The sequence below is a fragment of the Paucisalibacillus algeriensis genome (genome assembly GCF_000577245.1).
Classification (GTDB): Bacteria; Bacillota; Bacilli; order Bacillales; family Amphibacillaceae; genus Ornithinibacillus.
Window position 1 is genome coordinate 64,446 of sequence record NZ_CBYO010000021.1, and the last position, 23,879, is coordinate 88,324.

The window sequence follows — 23,879 nt, forward strand, 5'->3', positions numbered from 1 at the left end:
GTCTTCTCAACTTAATTTACGGTAAAAGTTAAGAATATCTGATAATGATTGATTAAACGATATTTGAGGGCTCCAACCAAGTTGGGAAATTTTTTCAGGGTTACCTTTGAAAACATCGCTCGCTTTATTACTTTGTGCACGCACTGTAAATTCAACTTTTGAAAGTTGGCTGAGAAATTGAATAACGTCCTCTAAGGAAAGGGTAACGCCTGAAGCAATTTCATATTCTTCCCCACTTTTTCCGAATCGAAAAAGAAAATCATATCCCCTCACAGCATCTCTGACATCTAGATAGTCCCTTCTTGCATTTAAATTAGAGACTTCTATTATGCTCTCTTCTTTCATTTGTTCCATTCCAGCCACTTTTTTAGCTAGAATGGAACAAATCCCGTTTGATATTCCTGGTCCAATAAGGTTTGAAGGTTTAGCTATTATAATATTCACTTTGTAAAGGGATTCCCACGCTTGAGCGATGATACTTTGAAGTGTTTTACTGAGACTATAGGGGTGAGTTAGGGTGTCAATATCTTGTGGGTTATATTGTAATACTGATCCTACAGTAATCATTTTACAGTCTGGATTTGCGTGTCGTATTGCTTCAACTAAATATAAGGTTGATAGTGCGTTGGTTTCGACTGTTTGGATTGGTTCTTTCCAGGAAGTGCCTACGTGATTTTTTGCGGCTAAATGAAGTACATAATCTGGCTTCAATTGCTTGACTACATCATCCACTTCTTCTTTTTTTACCAAATTGCAAGGAATGGTTGAACCAATATCAAGATCATCAGCAAGGGACCTTACAACTCCAATTACCTCATAGCCACTTTTCTCGAAGTACTGGCAGGCATGCCTTCCTGTAAAACCTGCAGCTCCAGTAATTAAAAGCTTAGGACGGCTCTTCATTATCATTCATCCATTCTTTAAGTTCCAATAACATACTTTCGTAATTAGGGAGGTGATGAACAAAATCTTTTCTAGTATTCTTTATCGTTCGATCCAAAACAATTTGGGAATGAGGGGTGATTTCAACATCTTCCTTTTTGAAGATAATCTGAATGAGCTTTAATAAATCGAGCTTTGAGATTTTTTCCTCCATTCCTAAATGGTAAAGACCTGTAACCTCTGCTTTCATAAGACTCTCAACTGCCTTCGCTAGTTCAAGGGTTGTAACTCCATTCCAATAAACTCTTTCGTAACCATAAATTTGACCTTTTTGCCTCATAAACCATAAGAATAAGCCTATTCCGTCTTCTTTTAACTCGGGACCAATGATGGAGGTTCGGATGGTTAAATGTTTATCATCAATTACCTCACCCGCCTTTTTTGTTTGGGAGTAAACAGAGGTACCATCAGGGGGGGCATTTTCGGTATAACTTCCTTTTTTACCGGAAAATACACAATCAGTACTGATGTGAATCAACTTACCGTTGTGCCTTTCTGCTAGTTTTGCTAGCTGATGAGGTAGAATGCTATTAATTTGGAAAGCTAATTGTGGATTATCCTCTGCCTTTTGGTTAAGTAGCCCAATACAATTGATGATGATATCAGGCTCTAACCCTTCTATCGTTTCTTCTAGCTTTGCTTGATTGGTTACATCTAAATAAATTGCATCCTGATCCTTTGGATTCCTAGATGTATAGTAAACCGTGTATTCTGGCTTTCTTTGAAAATATGAAACCAGTATGTGCCCTGCCATTCCTTTTCCGCCCAAAATCAGAAGCTTCATTTATAGGAACCTACCTTTCATAAGCATCGTTCTAATTTCTTCTCTGCTCATCAATTCCTTGCTGGAATTATAGTTATGAAGATTAGAAGGTTTATAATTTGCATATTTTTCACTTATTCCTTTAATGTCAATGGATGGCAATATAACAAAATACTCTTCATCATAGGCAATCGTATTTTTGCTTTCATATTCTGAAAGCAGCAGTTCATGGATTTTTTCACCTGGACGAACACCTAGTATTTCAATATCGACTTGTTCCTTCCCTGCATCCTCAATTAGAACTTTTGCTAAATCAATTATTTTGCAGGCTGGCATCTTCATGACAAAAATTTCCCCACCTACACTTTCGCGTGTAGCTTTAAATACTAGTTTAATAGCTTCTTCTAGCGTTAAAAAGAATCGCGTCATATTAATATCTGTTATACCAATTTTCCCTTTATCTTGGATTTGTTTTTTAAATACATGAATAACGCTACCGTTAGTCCCCAATACATTTCCTCCGCGGATACAAACAAACCTTGTTTTCGTAGCTAACGTATTGGCGTGAATAATCAGTCTTTCACCCATTGCTTTTGACAATCCGTAAAAATTAGATGGGTTTGATGCCTTGTCAGTTGATATATATACGACCGTATTTACGTTACATGCGATAGCCGCATCAATGACATTCTGAGTTCCATTGACATTTGTTTTCAACGCTTCCAGTGGCTGATTTTCGCATACCGGCACATGCTTTAGTGCAGCTAAGTGGAAAACATAATCAACACCTTGACTAGCATCTATTAATTCTTCTTTTTCTCTTATGTCACCGATAATGAAATTCAATAATGGATTACTATCAAACTCCTGCTTCATTGTAAATTGATTCGATTCATTTCGAGAAAAAATTCTAATTTCTTTTGGACTGTATTCAAGCAATTGCCTCACTAATTCATATCCCCAAGAACCGGTTCCACCTGTAACTAAAATAATTTTATTTTTAAACATATTCCATTCCTCCGAATATCACTTTAATTACTCGATCTGAAACATTATTGTATTGATAACCCTCTGGTATTTCCCAAGTAGTTGGCATATTAAGCATGACATCTACACAATCTAGCATTCTTTTAGCATGAATACCTGATACAACATTACTTCCGCATTCTACCGTTTCAGGACGTTCAGTAGTCTTTCGAATAGTAACAGCAGGTACATGAAATAAACAACATTCTTCTTGAACTGTTCCGCTGTCTGTTAAGACACATAATGCATTTTTTTCAAGTTTTACAAAATCAAAAAAACCAAATGGTTCGTAGAATTCAACTTTTGGATGCATTTTCATAAACGATGACTGGTCAATACGCGACCTGGTTCTTGGGTGGATACTACATATAATTCGTTTCTGGTAGGTTTCAGCTATCTTATTGATACCTTTCATAATTTCCTTCAGTCTTGATTCATGATCTACATTTTCTGCACGGTGTACAGTTAATAAGAAATAATCTTCTTTTTTAAGACCTAATTGTTCAAGAATGCTGCTATTTTCAATTTCTTCATGATAATATTGCAGAATCTCATTGATGGGATTTCCAGAAATAATAATTCGATGACTGGCTATACCTTCCTTTAATAGATTTTCTTTACTTTGGGGTGTATATGGGAGATTAAAGCTGGATATTGCATCAATAACTTTTCGGTTTTTTTCTTCAGGTACCTCTAAATCAAAGCATCTATTGCCAGCTTCCATATGAATGACAGGAATACCCATCCGTTCTACTAGAATGGAACTTAACCCGCTGTTTGTATCACCTAAGACAAGAACTTTATCGGGTTTCTCTTTCAAAAGAATTTTCTCTAACCCTATATAGATAGCTGATAATTGCTCTCCTAACGTATGCTGTTCGTTAAGAATTATAAAATCCGGTTTGCGTAATTTTAACTCCTTGAAAAACAAATCACTTAAACTCTCGGTGAAGTTTTGACCAGTATGAACGAGTATATGCTTATCAGCAAGTTTATCTAGTTTTTTAATAATGATGCTTAACCTTATGATTTCCGGTCTAGTTCCTAGAATTGTCATTATTTTCATAAACAAAGCTCCTAATCATTTTTTAGTGTCATTATGTTACATACCTTATGCTCCAATGGTTTTAATGGTTTAGGCAAATCTTTTATTTTCGTAAAAAGACTGTATAAATTGATTGAAATAACTAGAATAAATAGGTGTCACATAAGGCAACTACAATATACAAACAAGATAAATCGTCATACAGTATAGGGACGCGAGAAAATATAACCCTTAATTGGAATGGTTCATTCATATTAGTAATTTCATAATCTAATAGTTAGGGTATTTTCTATTAACAAAAAATAAAGGATGATATATATGCCAGACAATAATAGTGATGGTAATATCTTTTACCAGCCATCAACCATTACAAAAGAAGACAGACAAACATTACACGGACATAAAAGTGTCATGTTATGGTTTACAGGTCTATCGGGATCTGGAAAATCTACGATTGCAGATAGACTTCAATATGAATTAATTAATAGGGAAATAAGTGTTTATATTTTGGATGGAGATAATCTTAGAAGAGGCATCAATAAAAATCTATCATTTTCTGTTGAGGACCGAAGAGAAAATAATAGAATAACAGCAGAAATTGGTAAAATTTTGGTTGATGCAGGATTGGTGGTCATAGCGGCACTAATTTCACCATTTGAAGAGGATAGACAAAATGCGAGAGCTATTTTTAATTCTAATGAATTTATTGAGGTATATGTGAAGTGTACCCTTGAGGAATGTGAGAAGCGTGATCCAAAGGGCCTCTATAATAAAGCCCGAAAAGGAGAAATCAAAAAGTTCACAGGAATCGACCAAGCTTACGAAGAACCAAAAAACCCTGATATAACCATAGATACAAGTGAACTATCAATAGAACAATCTGTACAAAAGCTAGTCTCATTTTTATTTAATAAAGTTGGACTAAACCAGATTTGAAAGGTGGATTCGATTTGACACTCATTAAACCTCATGGTGGATTACTCGTAAACAGAGTTGATTTTAATTTTAATATGAAAGATGTTGATAAAGAGGTTGAAATAGATGCGATGGCTCTCTCCGACTTAGAATTAATTTCTAATGGTACGTATAGCCCATTAAACGGATTTATGAGAGAAAAGGATTATCTATCTGTGCTAGATAGAATGAGGTTAGCGAATGGAGTGGTTTGGACCATTCCCATTACACTTCCTGTACCGGAAGTTATCGCAGACACGCTAAAAATAGGTGAAACAATTAAACTAAAGTGTCAGGATGAAATTTATGGAATAATACAGCTCGAAGAAATTTATAAAGTCGATAAGGATTTAGAAGCTAAAGCTGTTTACTTAACAACAGATTCCAATCATCCAGGTGTTAGAAAACTTATGGACCGTCCAAATATTTATTTAGCCGGCCCTATTACACTAGTAAAAACTCCACCGAATATCCCTGAATTTAGTCATGACTATAAAACCCCACTAGAAACAAGAAATACATTTCATCATAATAATTGGAAAACGGTGGTAGGATTTCAGACAAGAAACCCCATCCACCGAGCTCATGAATATATACAGAAAACTGCTTTAGAAACCGTCGATGGATTATTCATCAATCCTTTAGTAGGAGAAACAAAGTCTGATGATATTCCTGCAGTCATTAGAATGAACAGTTATAAAATTTTATTAAAAAAATATTATCCGAAAGACCGTGTATTTCTATCAGTATTTCCTGCTGCGATGCGTTATGCAGGGCCAAGAGAAGCTGTTTTCCATGCTCTCGTCCGGCAAAATTACGGTTGCTCCCATTTCATAGTCGGTCGGGACCATGCAGGAGTCGGTAATTATTATGGCACCTATGATGCACAGCAGATCTTTACTAATTTTCATCCAAACGAAATTGAAATTAAAATTTTACCTTTTGAACATAGTTTTTATTGCAAAGTCTGTGATAACATGGCCACTGCTAAGACTTGTCCCCATCCTGCAAAATTTCATTTGCATCTTTCCGGTACAAAGGTTAGGGAAATGCTGCGAAATGGTACTTTGCCCCCGCCTCAATTTAGTCGGCCGGAAGTAGTCGAATTGTTACGTTCAGAATTAAATCAATATTAGTGAGAACTTAATTCAAAAAGTGGGATCGATACCTTGTTTTTATTCGAACTAATTATTAATTGGAAGGGGGTGGAAAAATGGCTAATTTGGTTTCTGTCGGTTCTAGTGTGCCTTCAAATGGTAATGCACCTTTTGAGGTCAATGTAACTGATACACCTGTTAGGCTTGCCGCTTTCGGTATAAATGTACCGAACAGTCCTAATAGAGTATTCCTAAATGCAACTATCGGTGTTCAGGCAACAATACTGAATCCTACATTAGTATTTCAAGTGGTCCGTAATAATTCAGAAGTTATTGCAACTATTAGAGAACAAGTGATTGCTACACTGAACCAAATCCAAAATGTATCTTTCAATGCTGTAGATACTAATGCACCTCCTGGGTACCATGGATATTCCGTCACAGTTGCCGTAGAAGGGCTACTTGCAGATGCAGTAGTAACTGGGCCAGTTATATTTTCAGGAGAATCCTATACGTTTTAATAAAATAAAGACAGCATGTGGTTACTCCTTGCTGTCTTCCTATTTTTCTATCCAATAAAATTTACTCAAGTTTTTAAAAAGGAGGATTTAAATAGATGAAAAAGACTGAACTGGTTATGACTAACGTGTTAGATAATATGGATGATTATGAGCAATTAGGAGTTGTAATTGTCTTAGACAATAGGTGTAAGGCTACCCATGTTTCGGAACTATGTCCGTTACAAACTACAGATGAACCCACTTATCATTTAAAAGAGTTAAAGCAGATAACTGGCAGATTCTGCTCGAAAACCATTCGTCACCTTATGGAACATAATGATGTGAAATATATTTGTCCTGATTATACAGTTCGTTCCAATCTCAATGTGGCAACAGCGACAATTGGTTCAAAATATGCAAATAATTCCCATGGTCTTACAGGAAATGGAATTACAGTTTCAGTAATTGATACAGGAATCTTTCCACACTATGATTTAACATATCCATCAAACCGAATTGTTGGATTTCAGGATTTTATCAATAGCCGAACTGCCCCCTATGATGATAATGGACATGGAACCCATGTTGCAGGAGCTATTGCTGGAAATGGCTCCGCATCAGGCGGAAATTACAGTGGAGTTGCACCAGATGCGAATGTTGTTGGAGTGAAGGTTCTAGATAGTCAAGGTAATGGTCTGTTATCCAATGTAATTGCAGGAATCAATTGGTCAATAGAAAATCGTTCTAGGCTCGGAATTCGGATTATAAATCTTTCGCTTGGTGCAACCCCAACAACTTCCTATGTCAATGACCCTCTTGCCATTGCATGCGAGAAAGCATGGCGTGCAGGTATTGTTGTAGTAGCAGCTGCAGGAAATTCGGGCCCCCTAGGAACGATTGACACTCCCGGATATGATCCCATTATCCTAACAGTTGGCGCTACAAACGATAGAAATACATTCAATATACAAGATGATACTCCCGGTGAATACACAAGTAGCAAACCGACAGTAGATGGGTTCATTAAGCCTGATATTGCCGTGCCTGGGACAAACATTACATCCTTGCTATCGCCAAACTCTACAATTGCCTTTCAGCATCCACAAAATAGAGTAGGCCCCCACTATTTCACTCTAACAGGAACATCAATGGCCACTGGAATGGTTTCTGGAATTGTAGCGCTATTACTACAAGCCTCACCTCCTTATACACCAGATACAGTTAAAGTCCGTCTCATGGAATCTAGCAAATTCCTAACCCCTCAGTTTACAGGCTATTCATTAGTAACATCGTTGTTTAACATGACTAGGAATTACCATTAAGTAGATTAGACTTATAATTGTAATACGATAACAAGGTTTAGATCATTTGGTCCAAAGCGAGAAGATTAATTGTATACAAAAAAAAAAGCGAAGGATCTACGAGTTCCTTTGCTTTTTCTATTTACGGATTGTTTTTACTAATCGTTCAAGAAAAGATACATACATATGTAAGACCAAACAAAAACAGAGATTCCTATGAAACAATCTTGACCTGTTGTGATATTAATGCTCTTACACTGTAGTAATAATCGGTCCTTCCTTCGTAACAATAATTGTATGTTCATATTGAGCGACAAAACTTTCATCGGTTAGATAGGTCCATCCATCTACTTCAGATAGAAATACCTCCTCTTCCAATGTAGAGATAAAAGGCTCAAAAGCAATGACCATACCTTCTTCTAAGATTTCGTCATCCCATCGAGAGAAGTAATTGAAAATATGATCTGGCGCTTCATGAATAGCTCGCCCAACACCGTGGCCAGTAAGATTCTTAATGACTGTTAAGCCATGCTTTTTCGCAACATTTTGTACAGCTTTCCCAAGAGCACTTGTTTTCGAACCTGGTTTTACCTTCTCTAATCCTGCGTCAAATGCTTCTTTAGCAACGTCACATATTTTCTGCAAAATTTCCTCTCCCTTCCCAACAACGAAGGAAATTCCTGTATCTGCGAAATAACCGTTTTTAGAACCTGAAACATCAATATTGACTAGATCCCCTTCATGAATAGTTCGTCCCCCTGGAATGCCGTGTGCTACTTCTTCATTCACACTAATACACGTAATCCCTGGAAAATCATATTCTCCTTTTGGGGCAGATTGAGCTCCTGCCTTTTCAAACATCTTGGCAGCAATTTCATCGAGTTCTTTTGTAGTAATACCTGGTTTAGTACATTGAACTAATTCATCCCGAATTGCTCCACAAATTTTACCAATTTCTTTCAATCCATTAAAATCCTCTTCAGTCTTTACAATCATCGTAGTTCCTCACTTTTAATGTATTTTCTATTATGCTGTTTTCATAAAGTTTGTTTTTTTATCTTCTGCATTGATAGATACAGTGCGGTAACCATTTAAATATTAGTGAAGCTCAAAACTACCGCTCCGGCAGAATACTCCGCTTTCCGTGGGCGGCTGGTGAGCCTCCTCGCGCTTACGCACTGCGAGGTCTTTTCGAGCAGATGTCGCCCCTGTGCTGGAAGTGAAAGCGGAGTGTATTTCAGAAGCGGGTATGATACGCTAACAGAAATGTAAATTACCGCATAGTTTTGATCAATTGTATGAGAAACAATAATCTTATAGAAAACAGTCTTCTATTATCTTTCCATATTATATTCTAGCATAGTAAAAGTGCCAATTTCTTTTTAACGGAAATCGGCACTTCGCTTATTCACTATATGTTTAGCGTGATGCTTTTGGAGGTTGACACACTTCACACTTACGTTGGTTGTTATTTTTAAATTTCGTAAATGTTTTTTCAAAGTTACTGCCACATGCACATTTAAATAGTAACTTTTGAGAAAAACCGTGATATTCTGTCGTTAGCAACTTACTATCCGAATTGCTCTCCACAAATTCTTTAATTTTACCAATTGTCCATCGTTTATTCATTCTCTTACACCTCCATAATTTATCGATAGGCGGAGGCTTTTTTTGGCATCCGTTCTATAAAAAGTAAATGTCTTTATTACCTTAAGTTCCTAATTATAACATGAGCTGGTACACAATTAAACAAATGGAAGGTATCTTATTCAACTAACTGCTGGTAGGTAATAACATGCCCCCATCCTTACTTAGCAATCCTATAAGGCAAAGTAGATTGCTTTCGTCTATCTTTCCACCAATAGTACATCCATAATGAAAATGAATGAATGGTAATTCCAACTAAATATCCGCCAATGACATCGCTTAGATAATGCTCATGTAGAAAAATTTGGCCGAAACCACACAATACAATTCCTATTAGGAGTAGTATTGTTAAGGTAATGGTGTATTGGTTCTTAGGATAGGATTTCCGTATCAACCAAATTATAAAACCAAAGAGCAATAAACTTTTCACCGCATGCCCACTTGGGAAGCTAAAGGAAATAATATCCCTACCAAAACCCCAGAAATCGATATACTCCACATCTCCGGGACGGTCCTTTTGAATGATAATCTTTAAGCAAAACGTAATAATAATTCCAGAAGACATCATCAGTATATATAGTATAATTTCTTGGATTTTCTTTTTCCATAATAGAAATGCTATCATCAATATGGATGAAATAGCTAGGGTTTCTGTATCACCAAGTATTGTAAACATTCTCCAGAAAACATCTGTCATTGGGTTAGAGAATGAATAGGACCATTGGTTGAATAGGAAATCTATCCTTTTTATAACATCTTGTTGTATCAGTAAAACACAACATAACGAAAATAAAAAGGCGATTATGCAAAGTCGCTTATATGTCACCTGACTCACTTCTCCCCCTTCTTTTGTTTATCTTTCTTTCTTTTGTATTCCTTCCACTCATTTTTTATGAGGATAACGTACTGTACCTTATTACTTTAATACTCTTTTGTTTTTAATAAAGTTTCACTTTTATCTTTATCGAAATTGAAACTGCAAGTATGTGCATAACATTCAAACATAAAAAGGTACCAATCCACTAGGACTGATACCTCGATTACCTTTTATCTAAATAGATCCAAAAATAGATCCCAGAATCCTTTTTCTTCTTCCACAGGCTTTTCGACAGTTTCTGGCACTTCATACTGAATGCTTTTTGTTTTAAAGACAAACTGTACGGAATTTACCTTTTCATTTTTATTGGAAACAAATGATACGGCTTCGAAATCTGATTTATCATACTCTCCTAGCATTCCATCAATTTCTTCTGTCATTTGTTCTGGTAGATTACTAGTTGACTCATGTAGCTTAGTTGTTCCGTCATGAAGTTCGCTTACACCATTCTCGAGCTCACTCGTTCCTCCAGACAATTCCGTTATTCCATTGTGAAGTTCTTGATAAGAGTCAGACAAAGTGCTCACGCCATCTGTATATCCTACTAAACCAGAATGGAATACTTTATAGCTAGCTGCCATTTCTGCAATTCCTTCTTGCAATGCTACTATGCCGTCCATATCATTTTCTTCTAAAGAAGAAGAAAGCTCATCAGCCATTCTATCTACATTATTAGCCATATCTCTTAGTGATTCAATCACAGGTACAAGCTGTTCATTTAGTGTCTTATAGCCTGGTCCAACCGTTGCATAGGTTCCTTTTGCAGTTTTTGCTGCTTTATAGGTTTCAACTAGTTTCTGAACAACTTCTGGATTTGCATCACTTGCTTTTAATTCATTGATTTCTTTATCGGTAATGTCATACGCCGGGATTGCTTTCATCGCGTTATCTAATTGAAGGTAAAGATCTTCGTAGTTCTGCTTAAGTATTTCCAATCCGGAAGCTGTTTCACGAAGACCAGCAGATAACTGCGTAAGTCCTCCCATTAAATCCTGTATACCATTTAAACCCGGTCCCTCTGTATTGTTAAGGGAGTTATTCAACATTTCCAATGCTTTATTTATTTCTTTTGAACCACTAATCAGTTCACCAGAAGACTCATCAAGTGCTACGATGCCATTTTGATATTGCTTCGACCCGTTTACTAATTCCGTAACACCGTTATTTAATTCAGAAACCCCATTATTTAATTCTCCGACACCATCATTTATTTCCGCAATCGCATCCGATAATGTGGTAATATCACCAGTCATTTCGTCCATATCCGGTGCCTCAATAGGCATGGATGATGGAATTCCAGTGAAGTTAATGCCATCTAATTCAAAGCCAACAACATCCGCTTCTAATACTAGTTCCGCTGCATCTTTCGGCATGACCGTATACGTTACTTGCTTATTCTTTCCAGCGTTCGCAATCATTCCGTCTTCTGCTTTGATGTTGCTAAAAACTTCTGAATTAAGGGCTAGGGAAATTTGCAATAAATAATTTTCAATAAACACTGGGTTAGCCTGCTCATTGGCAGAAGTCTCCATACGTATTTGTACGTGACCATCTTTTCCAGCTAGTTCCTCTGGAGAAATTTTCGTTCCATCTAAGAAATAGGAAACAGAAACCTCCCAAGGAAGTGATGCTTCATTGATATTTCCTTGATAATAAAATTTGCCCTCCGATGCAGTGAATTGAACCTCATTGTCTGTTTGTTCTAGTTCATCTAAGTCGGTTAGGTTCTTCAAGTTGGAATAGGTGCCATAATCGGTAACTGTTCCAGCTTTAGTAATATCAAATGAATTCACGACATAAATTTCTTGTTTTTCCCCACTTGCATCTAATGTTGCATATACGACTTCATCCTTAGAAGCAATTTTACCGTCACCTTGAACTTTATCGTTCTCTGAGTTGCTGTCATTTGTATTAGCAGTTACAAGAAATGACGGCAACACAAGGATAACAGCCATTAATACAAATAGTATCTTTTTCATACTCCTCATCATCATTTCTCCTTATAGTAATTTGCTTTCCATGTTGTTTTATCGATGATCTTATCAAATACTACTAGCATAGCTGGTAATAAGAATACGACCATAATAAATGCCAATAACGCTCCTCTTCCAAGTAATAATCCGATGGATGATACGATTGGATTCGAGGAAGTAATCCAAAGAATAAAACCAACACTTGATAAAATAGAAGCCGAAATAGCAATCGAAAATATCTTCTCATCAAGTGTTACCATGATTGCTTTTAAAGCAGGCATTTCTTTTCGGTTTTCTTTATATGCTTCGGTCAACAGAATCGCATAGTCCACCGTTGCTGCAAGCTGTACCGTACTGACAATTAAATAGCCTACAAACACCAAGGAGGAATTTGTAAAGTATGGAACCGATAAGTTAATCCATACGGCTGACTGGATTGTAAGAAGCAGAACGAGCGGGAACGTGATTGATTTAAAGGTAATCAATAGGACGAAGGCAATTGTAACAACTGTTAGTACATTAACAATCGAATTATCCTTTTGAACGACATTCTTAATATCATACAATGTTACGGCTTCTCCAAGTGAGTAGACCTCATCACCATAATATCCTTCTGCAATTTCTTGAACTTCTTCAATAAAACCAAAAGCCACATCACCCTCTGCTTCCGTATTCGTTTGCAGAATGATTCGACTATAATTGTCTGAATAAAACTGCTCCGTTACGGACGCATCTACATACTCTGGAGGAATGGCGGCGCCGACTGTGTTGACGTAAGAGAGAACACTCTTTACGGGCTTAAGACCCTCTAATTCTTGAACTAAATTCTCTTCTTTTCCTAGGTCCCCTTTTGGTACAAGTAATACCATTTGAGTACTCTTTCCAAATACTTCTTCAATTTTTACAATATCACTACCGGCACGTGTTGATTCCGGTTGCTCACCAATACCATAGATAAAGTTGGTTTGTCCTTGTGCTAAAAATGCCGGAACAATAAGAATCAATACGAACAGTAGCGCTGGTATTTTAACCTTTACAACCCGCTTCCCAATATTTTTAAACGCAGGAAGTAATGGTTTATGCTGTGTTTTATCAATCCATTTGTAAAACATTAGTGTCAGTGCTGGTAGAAAGACCATAACACTGATAAAGCTTAAGACTATTCCTTTTACTAGATTTAGCCCTAAATCCGAACCAATCTCAAATTCCATAAACGATAAAGCGATAAATCCAAAGAAGGTAGTTGATGCACTGGCAATAATTGCTGGGAAGGACCGCTTCATCGCCAGTCGCATTGCTTCTTTAGGGTCAGCCACTTTTTGTCGGTAATCGGAGAAGCTATGCAAGAGAAATATCGCATAGTCTAATGAAACTGCAAGCTGTAAAATCGGTGCAACTGATTGGGTTACAAAGGAAACTTCTCCGAGAAATATATTAGTTCCAAGGTTAATGAGGACCGATACACCTATTGCAGTTAAAAAGAATACCGGTTCAATCCAAGAATTGGTAGATAGAATTAAAATCAGGATGATAATCGGTACTAATAATGCTGCCGCATACATTGTTTCCGTTACAGCCATATTTTGTTGGGTAGCGGTATTCAGTGCTTCCCCAGAGATGGCACCATCTTCACCAATCAACTCATAAATGGCATCTGTTGCCTTTACTTCTTCCCCAGAAGCAATGCTGAAGGTAAATAAAGCACTATTATCTTTATAATACGATTCAACTGTGTCCTTATCTGCCATTTCAATAGGTGTTTTTATATCGATGGCATCATCTAACCAGGTAACATTAGAAACACCGGGAATTGAATCCAATTTATCTTTAAAGCTGAGTGCTTCTTGTATCGTCACATCGTTTATCATGACTCTAGTATTCGGAACAGAGCCATCAAATTCCTGTTCCATCAGTTCCATTGCTGTTGTCGATGGAGCATCCTCTGGTAAATAATCAACCATATTGTAATTAACAGAGACGCCAAATTGCGCAATGACACTGATTAATGTAACTAGAATAAAGGAAATCACGATGGGCTTTTTATGTTTTATGATCTGTGCTGCAATATCTATCATCATTCACCCTTTCTAAAGAACAGCGTAAGGCGCCTGTTTTGCGACGTACGGACTAGACTGAGTCGTAGGAGATAAAGGAAACATGCTCACTTCTACGGGGTATGTCGACGTTGGCCTCAAAGGCCTTTAGTCGAGTTTCCTCTAACTTCTAAGTCGATGTTGACTTTCACCACAAGGGTATAAGTGGACTAAGCTTCATGTATCCATTCGGCAAGCCTTCTTTATCGTACGGAGGTGAGGGAAGTCTCGCTAGTCGCTGGCGCCTGGAGCTAGACATTCTTGCCTAAACAAAAAATCCACTATATTATTATATAAAACACGGTGTTGTTTTTACAACAAACAGTTTTGTAAAATAAGTACGTTTCCCAACACATTTTACAACCATGTTGGGTTACTAAGATTGCAGGAGGAATTTGCCATGACTTCCGATAAAATAGACAGACGAAAGAAATATACACGAATGGTGCTGAAGGATAGTTTGTTGAAGTTATTGAAAGAAAAGCCGCTTTCTTCGATTACGGTTAAAGAAATATGTGAGATTGCCGATGTGAATCGTTCTACCTTTTATGCCCATTACACAGACCAATATGCCTTACTCACGCAAATTGAAGACGAGCTAATTGACGATTTGAAGCGATATTTGAGTGAGTTAAATGTACAAGAAGAAGATGAAGCAATTCATATGGTGGAACGAGTATTGACCTATTTTGCTACAAAGCATGAGGAATGCCAGACACTATTGAACGAAAGTGGTGATTCTTCTTTCCACAGAAAAGTCATGGATGTTGCCCAAGGGTTTATTATGAAGAGTTGGATGGAAATATACGAATTTGACAAAGAAAAGTTAGCATATATAAGCTCCTTTATTGTCAGTGGCAGTGTTCAAGTAATCAAAATGTGGATGGAGAATGGGATGACACAATCTCCAAAGGAAATGGCAACGCTAATTAATAATCTGGTTAATAAAGACATGTATAGCATCCGATAAGATAAATAAGATTTGAGCATAAGAATCAACAAAACGCATAAATTTATTGGTGTCTCCAATTTGTATGCAAATTTATGTTTTTTTAATCAGTCCATTAAAGTCATAAAATTATTAATTAACAACACTAATAGAGACATCAATTCATATGTGAATTGATGTCTCTATTAGTCTACAATCTAAAGTTTTCTCTCCATCGAACCCGCTATAATATAAAAAATACCTTTTTAAATCAATTATTAACTACCCATTTTACGGCGGGTCATACTTGGTTTCTTCGCGAGTTGGCTTTTCATATGCTTTGCTGATCCATTGCCACGCATGGTGTTTGTATTGTTTGCTTGCGCCTCTTTTTTCCGTTCCAACTGCTGTTGTACAATTTCTCTGGTACTAAGCTTCTTTTTCTCGGACATGGTCTTTTTCTCCTTTTTGTTCGTTATTCCTTTATTATATTAATTTTTGTTACTTATAGCTATCTTTATTTGTTCAAGGTTTATGGTGCACATACTCTAATTCTATAAATGCTAGATCGGATGTCAGCTTCAACACCTCCTCATGTTCAGTTATAGAAACCGCTTTTTGCTACTTTTACTAAAGAACCCTTTTATTTTAGGTGCAGTATTTTACAATCTTTATTACTTATTGTAGAAGGAAGCCTTCATCTTGATGAATCGTTTGCTTAAGATATAATTACCATGAATCCTTATCTAAATAAATGCAAAAATTTTTTAAAGAATTGATGTGAATACGATAAAGATGCATCGAGAATGTTCTACCATACTATTCCAACTTTGTTTTGATATTTTAATACTCTTCTTCCTTTTATACACTCTTTATATTGAGAAAATTTATATCTTCCTCCATAACGTTATATTTCTTTAATTCCTCAATTTTTTCTTATCCATTTATCATTAATCTAAAACACTGCATAGATCCCCATCGCGAGGATGAGATTATTCATAGGTTGTTTTATAAATCGCCTTCCACCGACAATATCGCTAAACAGAATCTCTTTCTACAATGTGATAAGGTATTTTTACTTTTTCTCTTGATTTCTTTATCGCAAGACTACAGGCTTGTTCGCCGACTTTCATTAACTGGTGATCCACTGTAGAAATCCCCATACCGACACCTATTGGTTGATTTTCTTGACCAATGATTGCCAAATCGGTAGGGATTTTCAATTGTTGAGACTTAGCATATAAATAAATACCACCAGCAACCTCATCTCCATTCGCATAGATAGCGGTTGGTCTTTCCGGTAAAAGCAGGAATTGCCCAGCTACCTCGTATCCGTCTTCTAAGCAGGAACAACCTGTAATATGATATTCAGGTTGAAGTTCACCAAAGATTTCATTATAAGCACCAATCATTTGCTTTGTGCTATTGCTTTCTAGCCTAGCTGTTGTGAAAGCAACCACTTGATGCCCTTTGTTTTTTAAAAATCGAAAAGCATCTAGATATGAAGAATAACGGTCCATGTAAGAACATCCAATCTCCTTGTGATTCGTATATTCACAAGATACGATTGAACCATAATCACTATACGGAATGATCGTTTCCCAATCATTTGCCCTTGAAGCGATAATGATGCCATCATACAGCTTGCTTTTTAATTTTTGTAAATACTCTACTTCCTTTTCTTTACTATAATTTGAAGGAAGCACCGTAATTGAAAAATCATTCTCTAATGCCTTGTTCAAAATACCATTTAATAATTGATCAAATGCAGGATTGTTGTTATATGGGAGAATAACGCCTATTGTTCTTGTTTCTCCTCGTACTAAATCAATCGCATTTTTATTGGGAGTGTAGTTCATTTCTTGAATTACTTTAAGAACAGACTCCCTTTTATCTTTAGCAATATACTTATAATTGTTAAGCACCCTAGAAACAGTGGAGACGGATACACCTGCCATTTTTGCAATATCGTTAATATTTGTCATCACATACCTCCATATAGGTATTCAAGGAAACCTACACATTAACATTCAATATCTGAAATTCTCTTATTAAGTTATGGGGATTTCCATCATATGCCCACCTTACCGTAATCCTGTGTTCCCCTACAACAAGTGTAGAATGTTCAATATCTATCATTTCTTCTTCAAACCAGAAAGATTTTTCGATATTTATTAGTTTATTACTTACTAAATATAATCTTTTATTCGTTAAAAACAATTCTCCAAAGTATATATTTTGCATTCCATCAAAAATTTCCAATAACCCTGTAAGGGTAGTTAGTACATATTCATCTTGCTGAAGGATCATTTTTTTGTTCATCTTTCCTCTCCCTTTCGTTGAAAAATTAGCTTATTTTCAATCTAATTTATGAAATGCATTTCAAGTCAAGAGAAAAAATCAAACTAAATTTCTCAATGTTAGAAGATTAAACTTTTGAGTAAAAATGATGATATCTATTCATAAACTAACTTTGCAAGGGGGTAATCACCTGTCAATTACTGATACATTTTATATCAGTCAGTGGTAAATAGTATGTCAACGTTGGTACATTTTCTTAGCTGTAAAAAGCGATTAACTATTTTTATTCTATTCATTTCCCAATATCCCATATACAACGTGGTCAAGATAATGATCATAAAACCATTCTGCTTATTTAATCCTTCCTGTTAGTCCCATATCTTTATAGAAAACATTATCAAAACTTCAAAATCTACAGTAAAAAAAATTAAGATCATCACTTCTGATGATCCTTTATTGTACTCTTTTACATATCTTGAGTTGTTCTTCCTTTATCCTTTTTAAAAATACCGATCAGCAAAAGAATAAGCCCTGTGAGGAATAAAAATGGAAATACATATAACATAAGCAATGCTGCAAAACCACTTCCCTCATAAATCGCATAATTCAATCCAATGGAGTAAGCCAAGGGTGCGGAAATTACTAACATAATAGCAACACCCCATATCTGGTATTTTCTTTTTTTAACCTTGCCCACACTGAGTAAATAAGCTATGGCAACGCTTAACAAAGTAATTAAATAACCTAAATAAATCTTAGCATCCAGTGTAAAGCTACTCGGTTCTAATAGATTTCTTAACCAATTGATGATTAGAAAAGCCAATGGAATGAAAAGGATTATCGATATAGCAACTCGTGTGTTTTTGCTCATATTACCATCCCCTCTTTTAAAATCTTATTTTTTTTAAAATGACCCATTAATAATCTCTACACAAAAAGGTGTTTCTCCTTCTTTGAGGAAAGCACCATTTTGTTGAACAAGAAATGTTAATTATTATTAGAGTTATGTTTAGTTAATAGTTTTCTTACTTCTCGAGTTAATGTAGCACCGCCTCCATCATCATTAGAAAGAGCGATGAATATGTACCCATTATCTGGGTATATATCTAATCGATTACTCACACCAGGGAATCCTCCATCATGTCCAATAATTTGCTGGTAGTTAATTCTCTCAACAAAAAATCCATACCCATATCCTAAAGTTGAAATTTCGTCAGAATATATTTTTTCTTTTTGTGTTATGATTTTGTTTGTCTGTTTAACGCTCATTAGTCGATTTTCTAATAATCCTTTAGAAAATCGCCACAAATCTTTTACAGTTGAATAGCCACCACCTGCTGGTGATCCATTTGAACGTATTGATAGATTATCTGTCTTTTCTTCTTGAAACGAACCATCAAATTGAAAGTTAGTATATCCAATAGCTAATTGGACATCGCCATCTGTTACGCAGGTATCAGTATCATTCATACCCAATGGATGAAATATGTGTCTTTTTATATATTCAAAGTAACTTAGATTTGTAAGATTTTCTATAATCAATCCTAATAAAATATAACCTCCATTACTATACTGAAAGCGAGTTCCCGGTTCAAATTGTAGTCTATCTTCTACAAATAATGGAAGGTAGTCCGATACCTTTTTTAGGCTGGCTCTCTTTTCTAAAAACTTTGTATTAAAAAAATCTCCTACACCTGAAGAATGAGTTAATAAGTGGTGAATTGTAACCTTACTATAAGGGAAGTCAGGGATATACTGACTAACTGAATCATGAAACGACAATTTCTTTTCTTCTTCTAAAATTGCTATAGCTACACTTGTAAACATCTTATTCATTGAAGCTAAATCAAATTTCGTATTAGCGGAATTTAAGATTCCCTGTTCTTTATTTGCAAGCCCAAATGCTTGATTATATAGTATATTTTCTTTGTCAGCTAATAATACGGCACCTGAAAATCTATCCTTCTCAGCTAAATCTTTAACATAATTATTAAGTTGAATGACAATTTCTTGTTCATAATTTATTAATGGATTCATTATACCCCTCACATTTAAATGACTTGTTTATATCTACCTATTAAACTATAGCACTCGATTGTTGAAGAAGAGTCAAGTACAATTAGCTTAATTTCTCTATGAACATCTCTGCTTCATTTAATCCATTCCATAAACATCATAAGGTTATTCTAAATGATCACTGAATAACTCTTTTTATATATGATGGTTTCTCAAAAGGTAAGTTAAGAATCTAAATACTCAAATGTACTTTCACTTATATTTGACAATCCATTCTACCTTCCAGAAATCTTTTTTATAAATTCACTTTCTTTTTACACTACCCGCATCGTTAGTTGAAATACCTAATATTCTAAATACCGTATCTATTTTAACATAAATATTCAATTAATAGCGTTCCTCAACAATTCACTCCAAAGAGGCGTAAGATAATAAATCACAATAAGGTACCTTTATAAAAATACCTCCGTTCCTATTTGAGAACAGAGGGTGAAGAGATTATCTAATTTTCTAATTCTTCTACTTGCAAAAAGTCGTTAGTGTGATGTACCACGATTCAAGTAAAGCAAAGATGGAATATAAAACAATGGATAAATTAACAAATAGAGATTCGGTATCCACCACATAAGGTCAAAGTCAAGCTTTATAATCCAAAAAACAATAGCCTGTAATCCAGAACAAAAAGTTAATGTAAGTGATAATAACGCAAAGGATTTCCATTTCATGTTTTTTTCTCTATGTAGATAGAGACTTATAAGACCAGTTACAGAAATCAAAATATCAAGTGGGAAAAAAGACCAATTCCAGATTACTAATAATTCATTTTGATAATCTTGATATAGATATTCTTTTGGGATTAATTCTAATAAAGTTACTACCCAATAAATAATAAAACCAATATCTGTTAGTAGAAAAAAAACTCTTAAAGATTTACTCATACCACAGCCTCCAACTAATCGTGAAACAAATATTATAGAATATTAATCTTTCAAGCGCTGTTATGGCGTAACTTTCCCATTTTTAAACCATATCTCTTTGTTCACTTAAAGTATTATTACTATACTGTTGTTGTTCTCCAAGATTAAGTCCAATAACGCCGAGAATGATTAATATAATAGAAATTACTCTAACAACTGAAAGGTTATCAGAAAAGAAGAAAATCCCTATGATTACGACTAAGGCCGTCCCTACTCCAGACCAAATGGCATAGGCTACACTAACTTCAATACCTTTTAAAGCGAAATTCAGGAGGGACAAGCTTAACAGATAGAATACGAGAAGCATGATAGAAGGGCCAACTTTACTAAATCCAGAAGATAATTTCATAGATATCGTACCGCCAACCTCGGCTAATATTGCCAGAAAAAGTAGAAGCCAATGCATTTTTCATCAACCTTCTTCCTGTTTAAGTATTCCTTGCAAAAGGATATCAACCATTTCCTTCAATGTTTCTAAAAGGGTAGTATTATTTTCTTTTGGAAATGAATGATCCAACAAGCGATAAAGTCCACCGATATAAATATCAATAAAAATTATCGAGTTAAAGGGTCGAATTTTCCCAGTTGATATTCCCTCATTGATTAAAGAAATGATACCTTCCCATTGCTCATTAATAAATTCATCAAGAATTTCCCATTGTTTAGGATAATATCGTTGAAGTTCCTCTAGATGACTTAGTTGAGTAAATTGAAAATTAGCAGGAATCAGAATGAGACATTTTTTAAGTTTTTCTAAATTATCTAAAGATGGGTCACCTAGAATTTCTTTTTCTTTTACCTTTAATTCGTAGATTGCTTGATTTAAAATATCACTAATTAGTTCATCCTTTGAAGGATAGTACTCATATAGCGTTTTGGTACTTACGCCGAGTCGTCTTGCTAACTCCCCCATAGTAAACCGAAATCCTTTTCTTTCAAATTCTCTCCGTGATCTGTCTAATATTTTTTCTTTCAATACCTTCACCTCAGTATAGGAAAATAAAAAAAATGATATTTTTTCCACATTTTCCTATTAATGATATATTGAATTTACTAAACTGTCAATTTTTTATTAATAAACACATGATAATTTATCTCCAAAGGAATAAAAAGGGTTAGTTTCTATACATTGTTTAGAAACTAACCCTTTTTATATGCATTTAGTTCCGCAACATTAAATCCTTCTTATACTAAATTGTTCCAGCTAGTTGAAGTACCCGCATAATTCATTTATTTTTAGAAATGCTGCCTTGATAGTTAATTAATCTATTAAAGGAAAACACCTACCTAGTGTTAAGATTCCCACTCTTTTTCTTAGAGCTTAATCCTTCTTGGATTAAGCTTCTATTCTTCCAGCCAACCCAAAAGACCCACCTTAAAGTTGAAAAATGCTTATTTGCTAAACATTAGAATAACGATTTGATAGTTTCTTTTTGTGCGACTGAAACACTTCTTCTAGTTGGATATTATACTTGTTGGCAATTACGATTAAATTACCTAGTACATCACCTAACTCTTCGGTTAAATCCTGTTTTTGTTCCTCATACGAACCTCTAATTTCATCTGGCCTATCTCTACCAATCTCTAGAGCTCTTATAGCTCGTGCAACCTCGCCTGTTTCTTCAGCAAGAAAGCCAATACGAATAAATATGTCTAGCTCAGACCAGCCCCTACCTTCATAATATTCCTTTATCCATTGCTGAAATTCAGTTACATTCATACTCATCTGACCTCCAATTCAATACTTAAGTTTAACAAAAAAATGAAAGTTTTGTATAATCTTTAATAGTGTGACTTTCTAGGAGGCGATAATTTGAAAAAGTTAGCAGTATTTTGTGGTTCGAGTAACGGGGCATCTGATATATATATAGAAGGTGCAAAAAAACTTGGTAAAGAACTCGCAAGCCGAAATATTGCACTTGTTTACGGTGGAGCGAGTGTTGGTATAATGGGTGCTGTTGCAGATTCAGTACTGAATGAAGGTGGATACGTAATTGGGGTTATGCCAAGTTTTTTAGATAATAGAGAGATAGCTCATAAAAACTTGTCAGAGCTAATCATTGTAGACTCAATGCATGAAAGAAAAGCGAAAATGGCAGATCTTGCTGATGGATTTATAGCATTACCTGGCGGACCAGGAACTATGGAAGAATTTTTTGAAGTTTTTACATGGGGGCAGTTAGGTTTACATAAAAAGCCTTGTGGCCTACTAAATATAGATAATTACTTTGATTTGTTGATTAATTTCTTTAGCCATATGAATAGAAAAGAATTTCTTCAAGAGAAATACCTATCAATGCTAATGAATGATTCTGAGCCTGCGTCTTTAATAGAACAATTTCAATCCTATACTCCACCTTCAGTAAAAACCTATATTAAAGCCACTCAAACTTAATTATTTTAGAAAGAAACCATCATATATATTAGATGGTTTCTTATTGAACTATTCTGGGCCCCGTTAGTTTCATAACACTATCTAAATAATTACATAATAATCTAATAATATTATTAGCATCTTGACAAAAGAAAAGGTAATCCTCTTTAATCACCTTCTTAAACTATTGTACCAGTTAGTTGAATTAGGATTATTTATCATAATTAATAAGGCAACCCACTATTGAAACTATTAAACCTAAAATAGAAATTCCAAACCCTATTATTGTTCCACTTGAATATCCAAGTCCCGTTGAACTATATACTGATATAATTGCAATACCAAAAAGTATAATTGCTATTCCTAAAAGAATAACTTTCATATATTATCACCTCGTCACTTTTCAACAATTAAGCCCTTTAACAAAAGATATTGCCCTTGTTGTGCTAACGCACCCGTTAATGCAATAGGAATTGAACTTCTATTAGCTAGTTTAGTTCAAGAAGAATTTATAATAATGGAAGAATATCAGAGAAATCGATAAATTCTAGTTCAGTCTCTGCTTCTGCTTTCGAACGATAAACGGTAATTTTATTATAGGGTTTCATGTTGTCTTGCCATGTTCCTATATTACTCAGAAAATCTATTTCGTTTTCAGAAATTATAAAGCACTCTAAATCCCTATTGATATAACAAATTGGTGCGTCACTTTCCGAATCACACTGTTGGTAAACAGTTCCGATAAATCCTCCTTTACTATCTTTTGCCATAATATCTATATGTGGAACCGTAAAAAACTCTAAATGTGGAATATCATCGTCAAAGATAAATTGAATATCATAATCGCTAGCATATTTTTGATACTCTTCATTTTTATATTGAGCACTCATAGGAAAAATTGTTGTCCCTGCTAGTATTACTTCAGTTTCTTCTATATTTACACCTATGGCTCCAATTAATTCTGTTCTATCTAGATAAACTTTTCGCATATAACCCCCGGTTTAATCTTATTTTAAAGTAAATACTCATTACTTTTGTGATTTCTTATTCAACTAAATTGCCCCG

Annotated in this window: 26 protein-coding genes; 6 read left to right on the forward strand and 20 right to left on the reverse strand. The window is 35.1% G+C overall.

Annotation, left to right across the window (positions count from 1 at the left end; genetic code table 11):
* Positions 1–6 precede the first annotated feature (6 nt).
* The 4 genes from TY11_RS15890 to wecB are packed head-to-tail and all read right to left on the reverse strand — an operon-like array spanning position 7 to position 3,797.
* Positions 7–903: an NAD-dependent epimerase/dehydratase family protein gene (locus tag TY11_RS15890; protein ID WP_042148403.1), complete on the reverse strand. Its 897-nt coding sequence runs from the start codon at positions 901–903 to the stop codon at positions 7–9.
* On the reverse strand, positions 887–1,726 hold the full coding sequence (locus TY11_RS15895) for a dTDP-4-dehydrorhamnose reductase family protein (RefSeq protein WP_042148405.1): 840 nt from the start codon (positions 1,724–1,726) through the stop codon (positions 887–889). The genes TY11_RS15890 and TY11_RS15895 overlap by 17 nt, the downstream gene beginning before the upstream one ends.
* The gene (locus tag TY11_RS15900; RefSeq protein ID WP_042148409.1) at positions 1,727–2,713 is read right to left on the reverse strand and encodes a polysaccharide biosynthesis protein; all 987 of its coding nucleotides are present in this window, start codon (positions 2,711–2,713) and stop codon (positions 1,727–1,729) included.
* Complete coding sequence (gene wecB / locus TY11_RS15905; protein ID WP_042148412.1) at positions 2,706–3,797, reverse strand: non-hydrolyzing UDP-N-acetylglucosamine 2-epimerase; 1,092 nt, start codon at positions 3,795–3,797, stop codon at positions 2,706–2,708. The genes TY11_RS15900 and wecB overlap by 8 nt, the downstream gene beginning before the upstream one ends.
* Before the next feature lie 297 nt (positions 3,798–4,094).
* Between wecB and cysC the strand changes: the two genes are divergently transcribed.
* The 4 genes from cysC (at position 4,095) to TY11_RS15925 (ending at position 7,649) form a co-directional block, all read left to right on the forward strand.
* On the forward strand, positions 4,095–4,712 hold the full coding sequence (gene cysC / locus TY11_RS15910) for an adenylyl-sulfate kinase (protein WP_042148415.1): 618 nt from the start codon (positions 4,095–4,097) through the stop codon (positions 4,710–4,712).
* A gap of 14 nt (positions 4,713–4,726) precedes the next feature.
* Positions 4,727–5,866, forward strand: a complete 1,140-nt coding sequence (gene sat / locus TY11_RS15915; RefSeq protein WP_042148418.1) for a sulfate adenylyltransferase — start codon at positions 4,727–4,729, stop codon at positions 5,864–5,866.
* Between the two features lie 77 nt (positions 5,867–5,943).
* Positions 5,944–6,348: a hypothetical protein gene (locus TY11_RS15920; RefSeq protein WP_042148421.1), complete on the forward strand. Its 405-nt coding sequence runs from the start codon at positions 5,944–5,946 to the stop codon at positions 6,346–6,348.
* Between the two features lie 95 nt (positions 6,349–6,443).
* Complete coding sequence (locus TY11_RS15925) at positions 6,444–7,649, forward strand: S8 family peptidase (RefSeq protein WP_052345863.1); 1,206 nt, start codon at positions 6,444–6,446, stop codon at positions 7,647–7,649.
* Positions 7,650–7,880: 231 nt separating this feature from the next.
* On the opposite strand, the gene map is transcribed toward TY11_RS15925, so the two are convergent.
* The 5 genes from map to TY11_RS15950 all read right to left on the reverse strand — a co-directional run bounded on the left by map (position 7,881) and on the right by TY11_RS15950 (position 14,200).
* On the reverse strand, positions 7,881–8,624 hold the full coding sequence (gene map / locus TY11_RS15930) for a type I methionyl aminopeptidase (RefSeq protein WP_042148424.1): 744 nt from the start codon (positions 8,622–8,624) through the stop codon (positions 7,881–7,883).
* A 423-nt stretch (positions 8,625–9,047) separates the two neighbouring features.
* Positions 9,048–9,257, reverse strand: a complete 210-nt coding sequence (locus TY11_RS15935) for a hypothetical protein (RefSeq protein ID WP_042148427.1) — start codon at positions 9,255–9,257, stop codon at positions 9,048–9,050.
* A gap of 178 nt (positions 9,258–9,435) precedes the next feature.
* Positions 9,436–10,110, reverse strand: a complete 675-nt coding sequence (locus TY11_RS15940) for a phosphatase PAP2 family protein (protein WP_042148430.1) — start codon at positions 10,108–10,110, stop codon at positions 9,436–9,438.
* Between the two features lie 212 nt (positions 10,111–10,322).
* Positions 10,323–12,140, reverse strand: coding sequence for a hypothetical protein (locus TY11_RS15945; protein WP_052345864.1), 1,818 nt, complete (start codon positions 12,138–12,140; stop codon positions 10,323–10,325).
* A 2-nt stretch (positions 12,141–12,142) separates the two neighbouring features.
* Positions 12,143–14,200 (reverse strand): efflux RND transporter permease subunit, encoded by a 2,058-nt coding sequence (locus tag TY11_RS15950; protein WP_042148436.1) that lies wholly within the window; start codon positions 14,198–14,200, stop codon positions 12,143–12,145.
* Between the two features lie 418 nt (positions 14,201–14,618).
* On the opposite strand from TY11_RS15950, the gene TY11_RS15955 reads away from it, so the two are divergent.
* Positions 14,619–15,188: a TetR-like C-terminal domain-containing protein gene (locus TY11_RS15955; RefSeq protein WP_042148439.1), complete on the forward strand. Its 570-nt coding sequence runs from the start codon at positions 14,619–14,621 to the stop codon at positions 15,186–15,188.
* A 236-nt stretch (positions 15,189–15,424) separates the two neighbouring features.
* Here the strand turns inward: TY11_RS15955 and TY11_RS20690 are convergent, their stop codons facing one another.
* The 9 genes from TY11_RS20690 to TY11_RS15995 all read right to left on the reverse strand — a co-directional run bounded on the left by TY11_RS20690 (position 15,425) and on the right by TY11_RS15995 (position 22,160).
* Positions 15,425–15,598 (reverse strand): hypothetical protein, encoded by a 174-nt coding sequence (locus TY11_RS20690; RefSeq protein ID WP_197025105.1) that lies wholly within the window; start codon positions 15,596–15,598, stop codon positions 15,425–15,427.
* Between the two features lie 585 nt (positions 15,599–16,183).
* Positions 16,184–17,131 carry a LacI family DNA-binding transcriptional regulator gene (locus TY11_RS15960; protein ID WP_042148442.1) on the reverse strand — a complete coding sequence of 316 codons (948 nt, stop codon included), beginning with the start codon at positions 17,129–17,131 and terminating at the stop codon, positions 16,184–16,186.
* Between the two features lie 31 nt (positions 17,132–17,162).
* Positions 17,163–17,468, reverse strand: a complete 306-nt coding sequence (locus TY11_RS15965) for a hypothetical protein (RefSeq protein ID WP_042148446.1) — start codon at positions 17,466–17,468, stop codon at positions 17,163–17,165.
* Between the two features lie 445 nt (positions 17,469–17,913).
* Positions 17,914–18,318 carry a hypothetical protein gene (locus TY11_RS15970; RefSeq protein ID WP_231495857.1) on the reverse strand — a complete coding sequence of 135 codons (405 nt, stop codon included), beginning with the start codon at positions 18,316–18,318 and terminating at the stop codon, positions 17,914–17,916.
* 116 nt (positions 18,319–18,434) lie between these two features.
* Positions 18,435–19,484 (reverse strand): serine hydrolase domain-containing protein, encoded by a 1,050-nt coding sequence (locus tag TY11_RS15975; RefSeq protein WP_042148449.1) that lies wholly within the window; start codon positions 19,482–19,484, stop codon positions 18,435–18,437.
* Between the two features lie 515 nt (positions 19,485–19,999).
* On the reverse strand, positions 20,000–20,401 hold the full coding sequence (locus TY11_RS15980; protein WP_042148452.1) for a YvaD family protein: 402 nt from the start codon (positions 20,399–20,401) through the stop codon (positions 20,000–20,002).
* Positions 20,402–20,483: 82 nt separating this feature from the next.
* Positions 20,484–20,846: a DMT family transporter gene (locus TY11_RS15985; protein ID WP_042148457.1), complete on the reverse strand. Its 363-nt coding sequence runs from the start codon at positions 20,844–20,846 to the stop codon at positions 20,484–20,486.
* A gap of 6 nt (positions 20,847–20,852) precedes the next feature.
* On the reverse strand, positions 20,853–21,416 hold the full coding sequence (locus TY11_RS15990; RefSeq protein WP_042148459.1) for a TetR/AcrR family transcriptional regulator: 564 nt from the start codon (positions 21,414–21,416) through the stop codon (positions 20,853–20,855).
* Positions 21,417–21,839: 423 nt separating this feature from the next.
* Positions 21,840–22,160, reverse strand: a complete 321-nt coding sequence (locus TY11_RS15995; RefSeq protein WP_042148462.1) for a MazG nucleotide pyrophosphohydrolase domain-containing protein — start codon at positions 22,158–22,160, stop codon at positions 21,840–21,842.
* Between the two features lie 93 nt (positions 22,161–22,253).
* On the opposite strand from TY11_RS15995, the gene TY11_RS16000 reads away from it, so the two are divergent.
* Positions 22,254–22,835, forward strand: coding sequence for an LOG family protein (locus TY11_RS16000; RefSeq protein WP_042148465.1), 582 nt, complete (start codon positions 22,254–22,256; stop codon positions 22,833–22,835).
* 190 nt (positions 22,836–23,025) lie between these two features.
* Here the strand turns inward: TY11_RS16000 and TY11_RS20475 are convergent, their stop codons facing one another.
* Positions 23,026–23,196, reverse strand: a complete 171-nt coding sequence (locus TY11_RS20475) for a hypothetical protein (protein ID WP_155982716.1) — start codon at positions 23,194–23,196, stop codon at positions 23,026–23,028.
* Between the two features lie 127 nt (positions 23,197–23,323).
* Positions 23,324–23,803, reverse strand: a complete 480-nt coding sequence (locus TY11_RS16005) for a hypothetical protein (protein WP_042148468.1) — start codon at positions 23,801–23,803, stop codon at positions 23,324–23,326.
* Positions 23,804–23,879 lie beyond the last annotated feature (76 nt).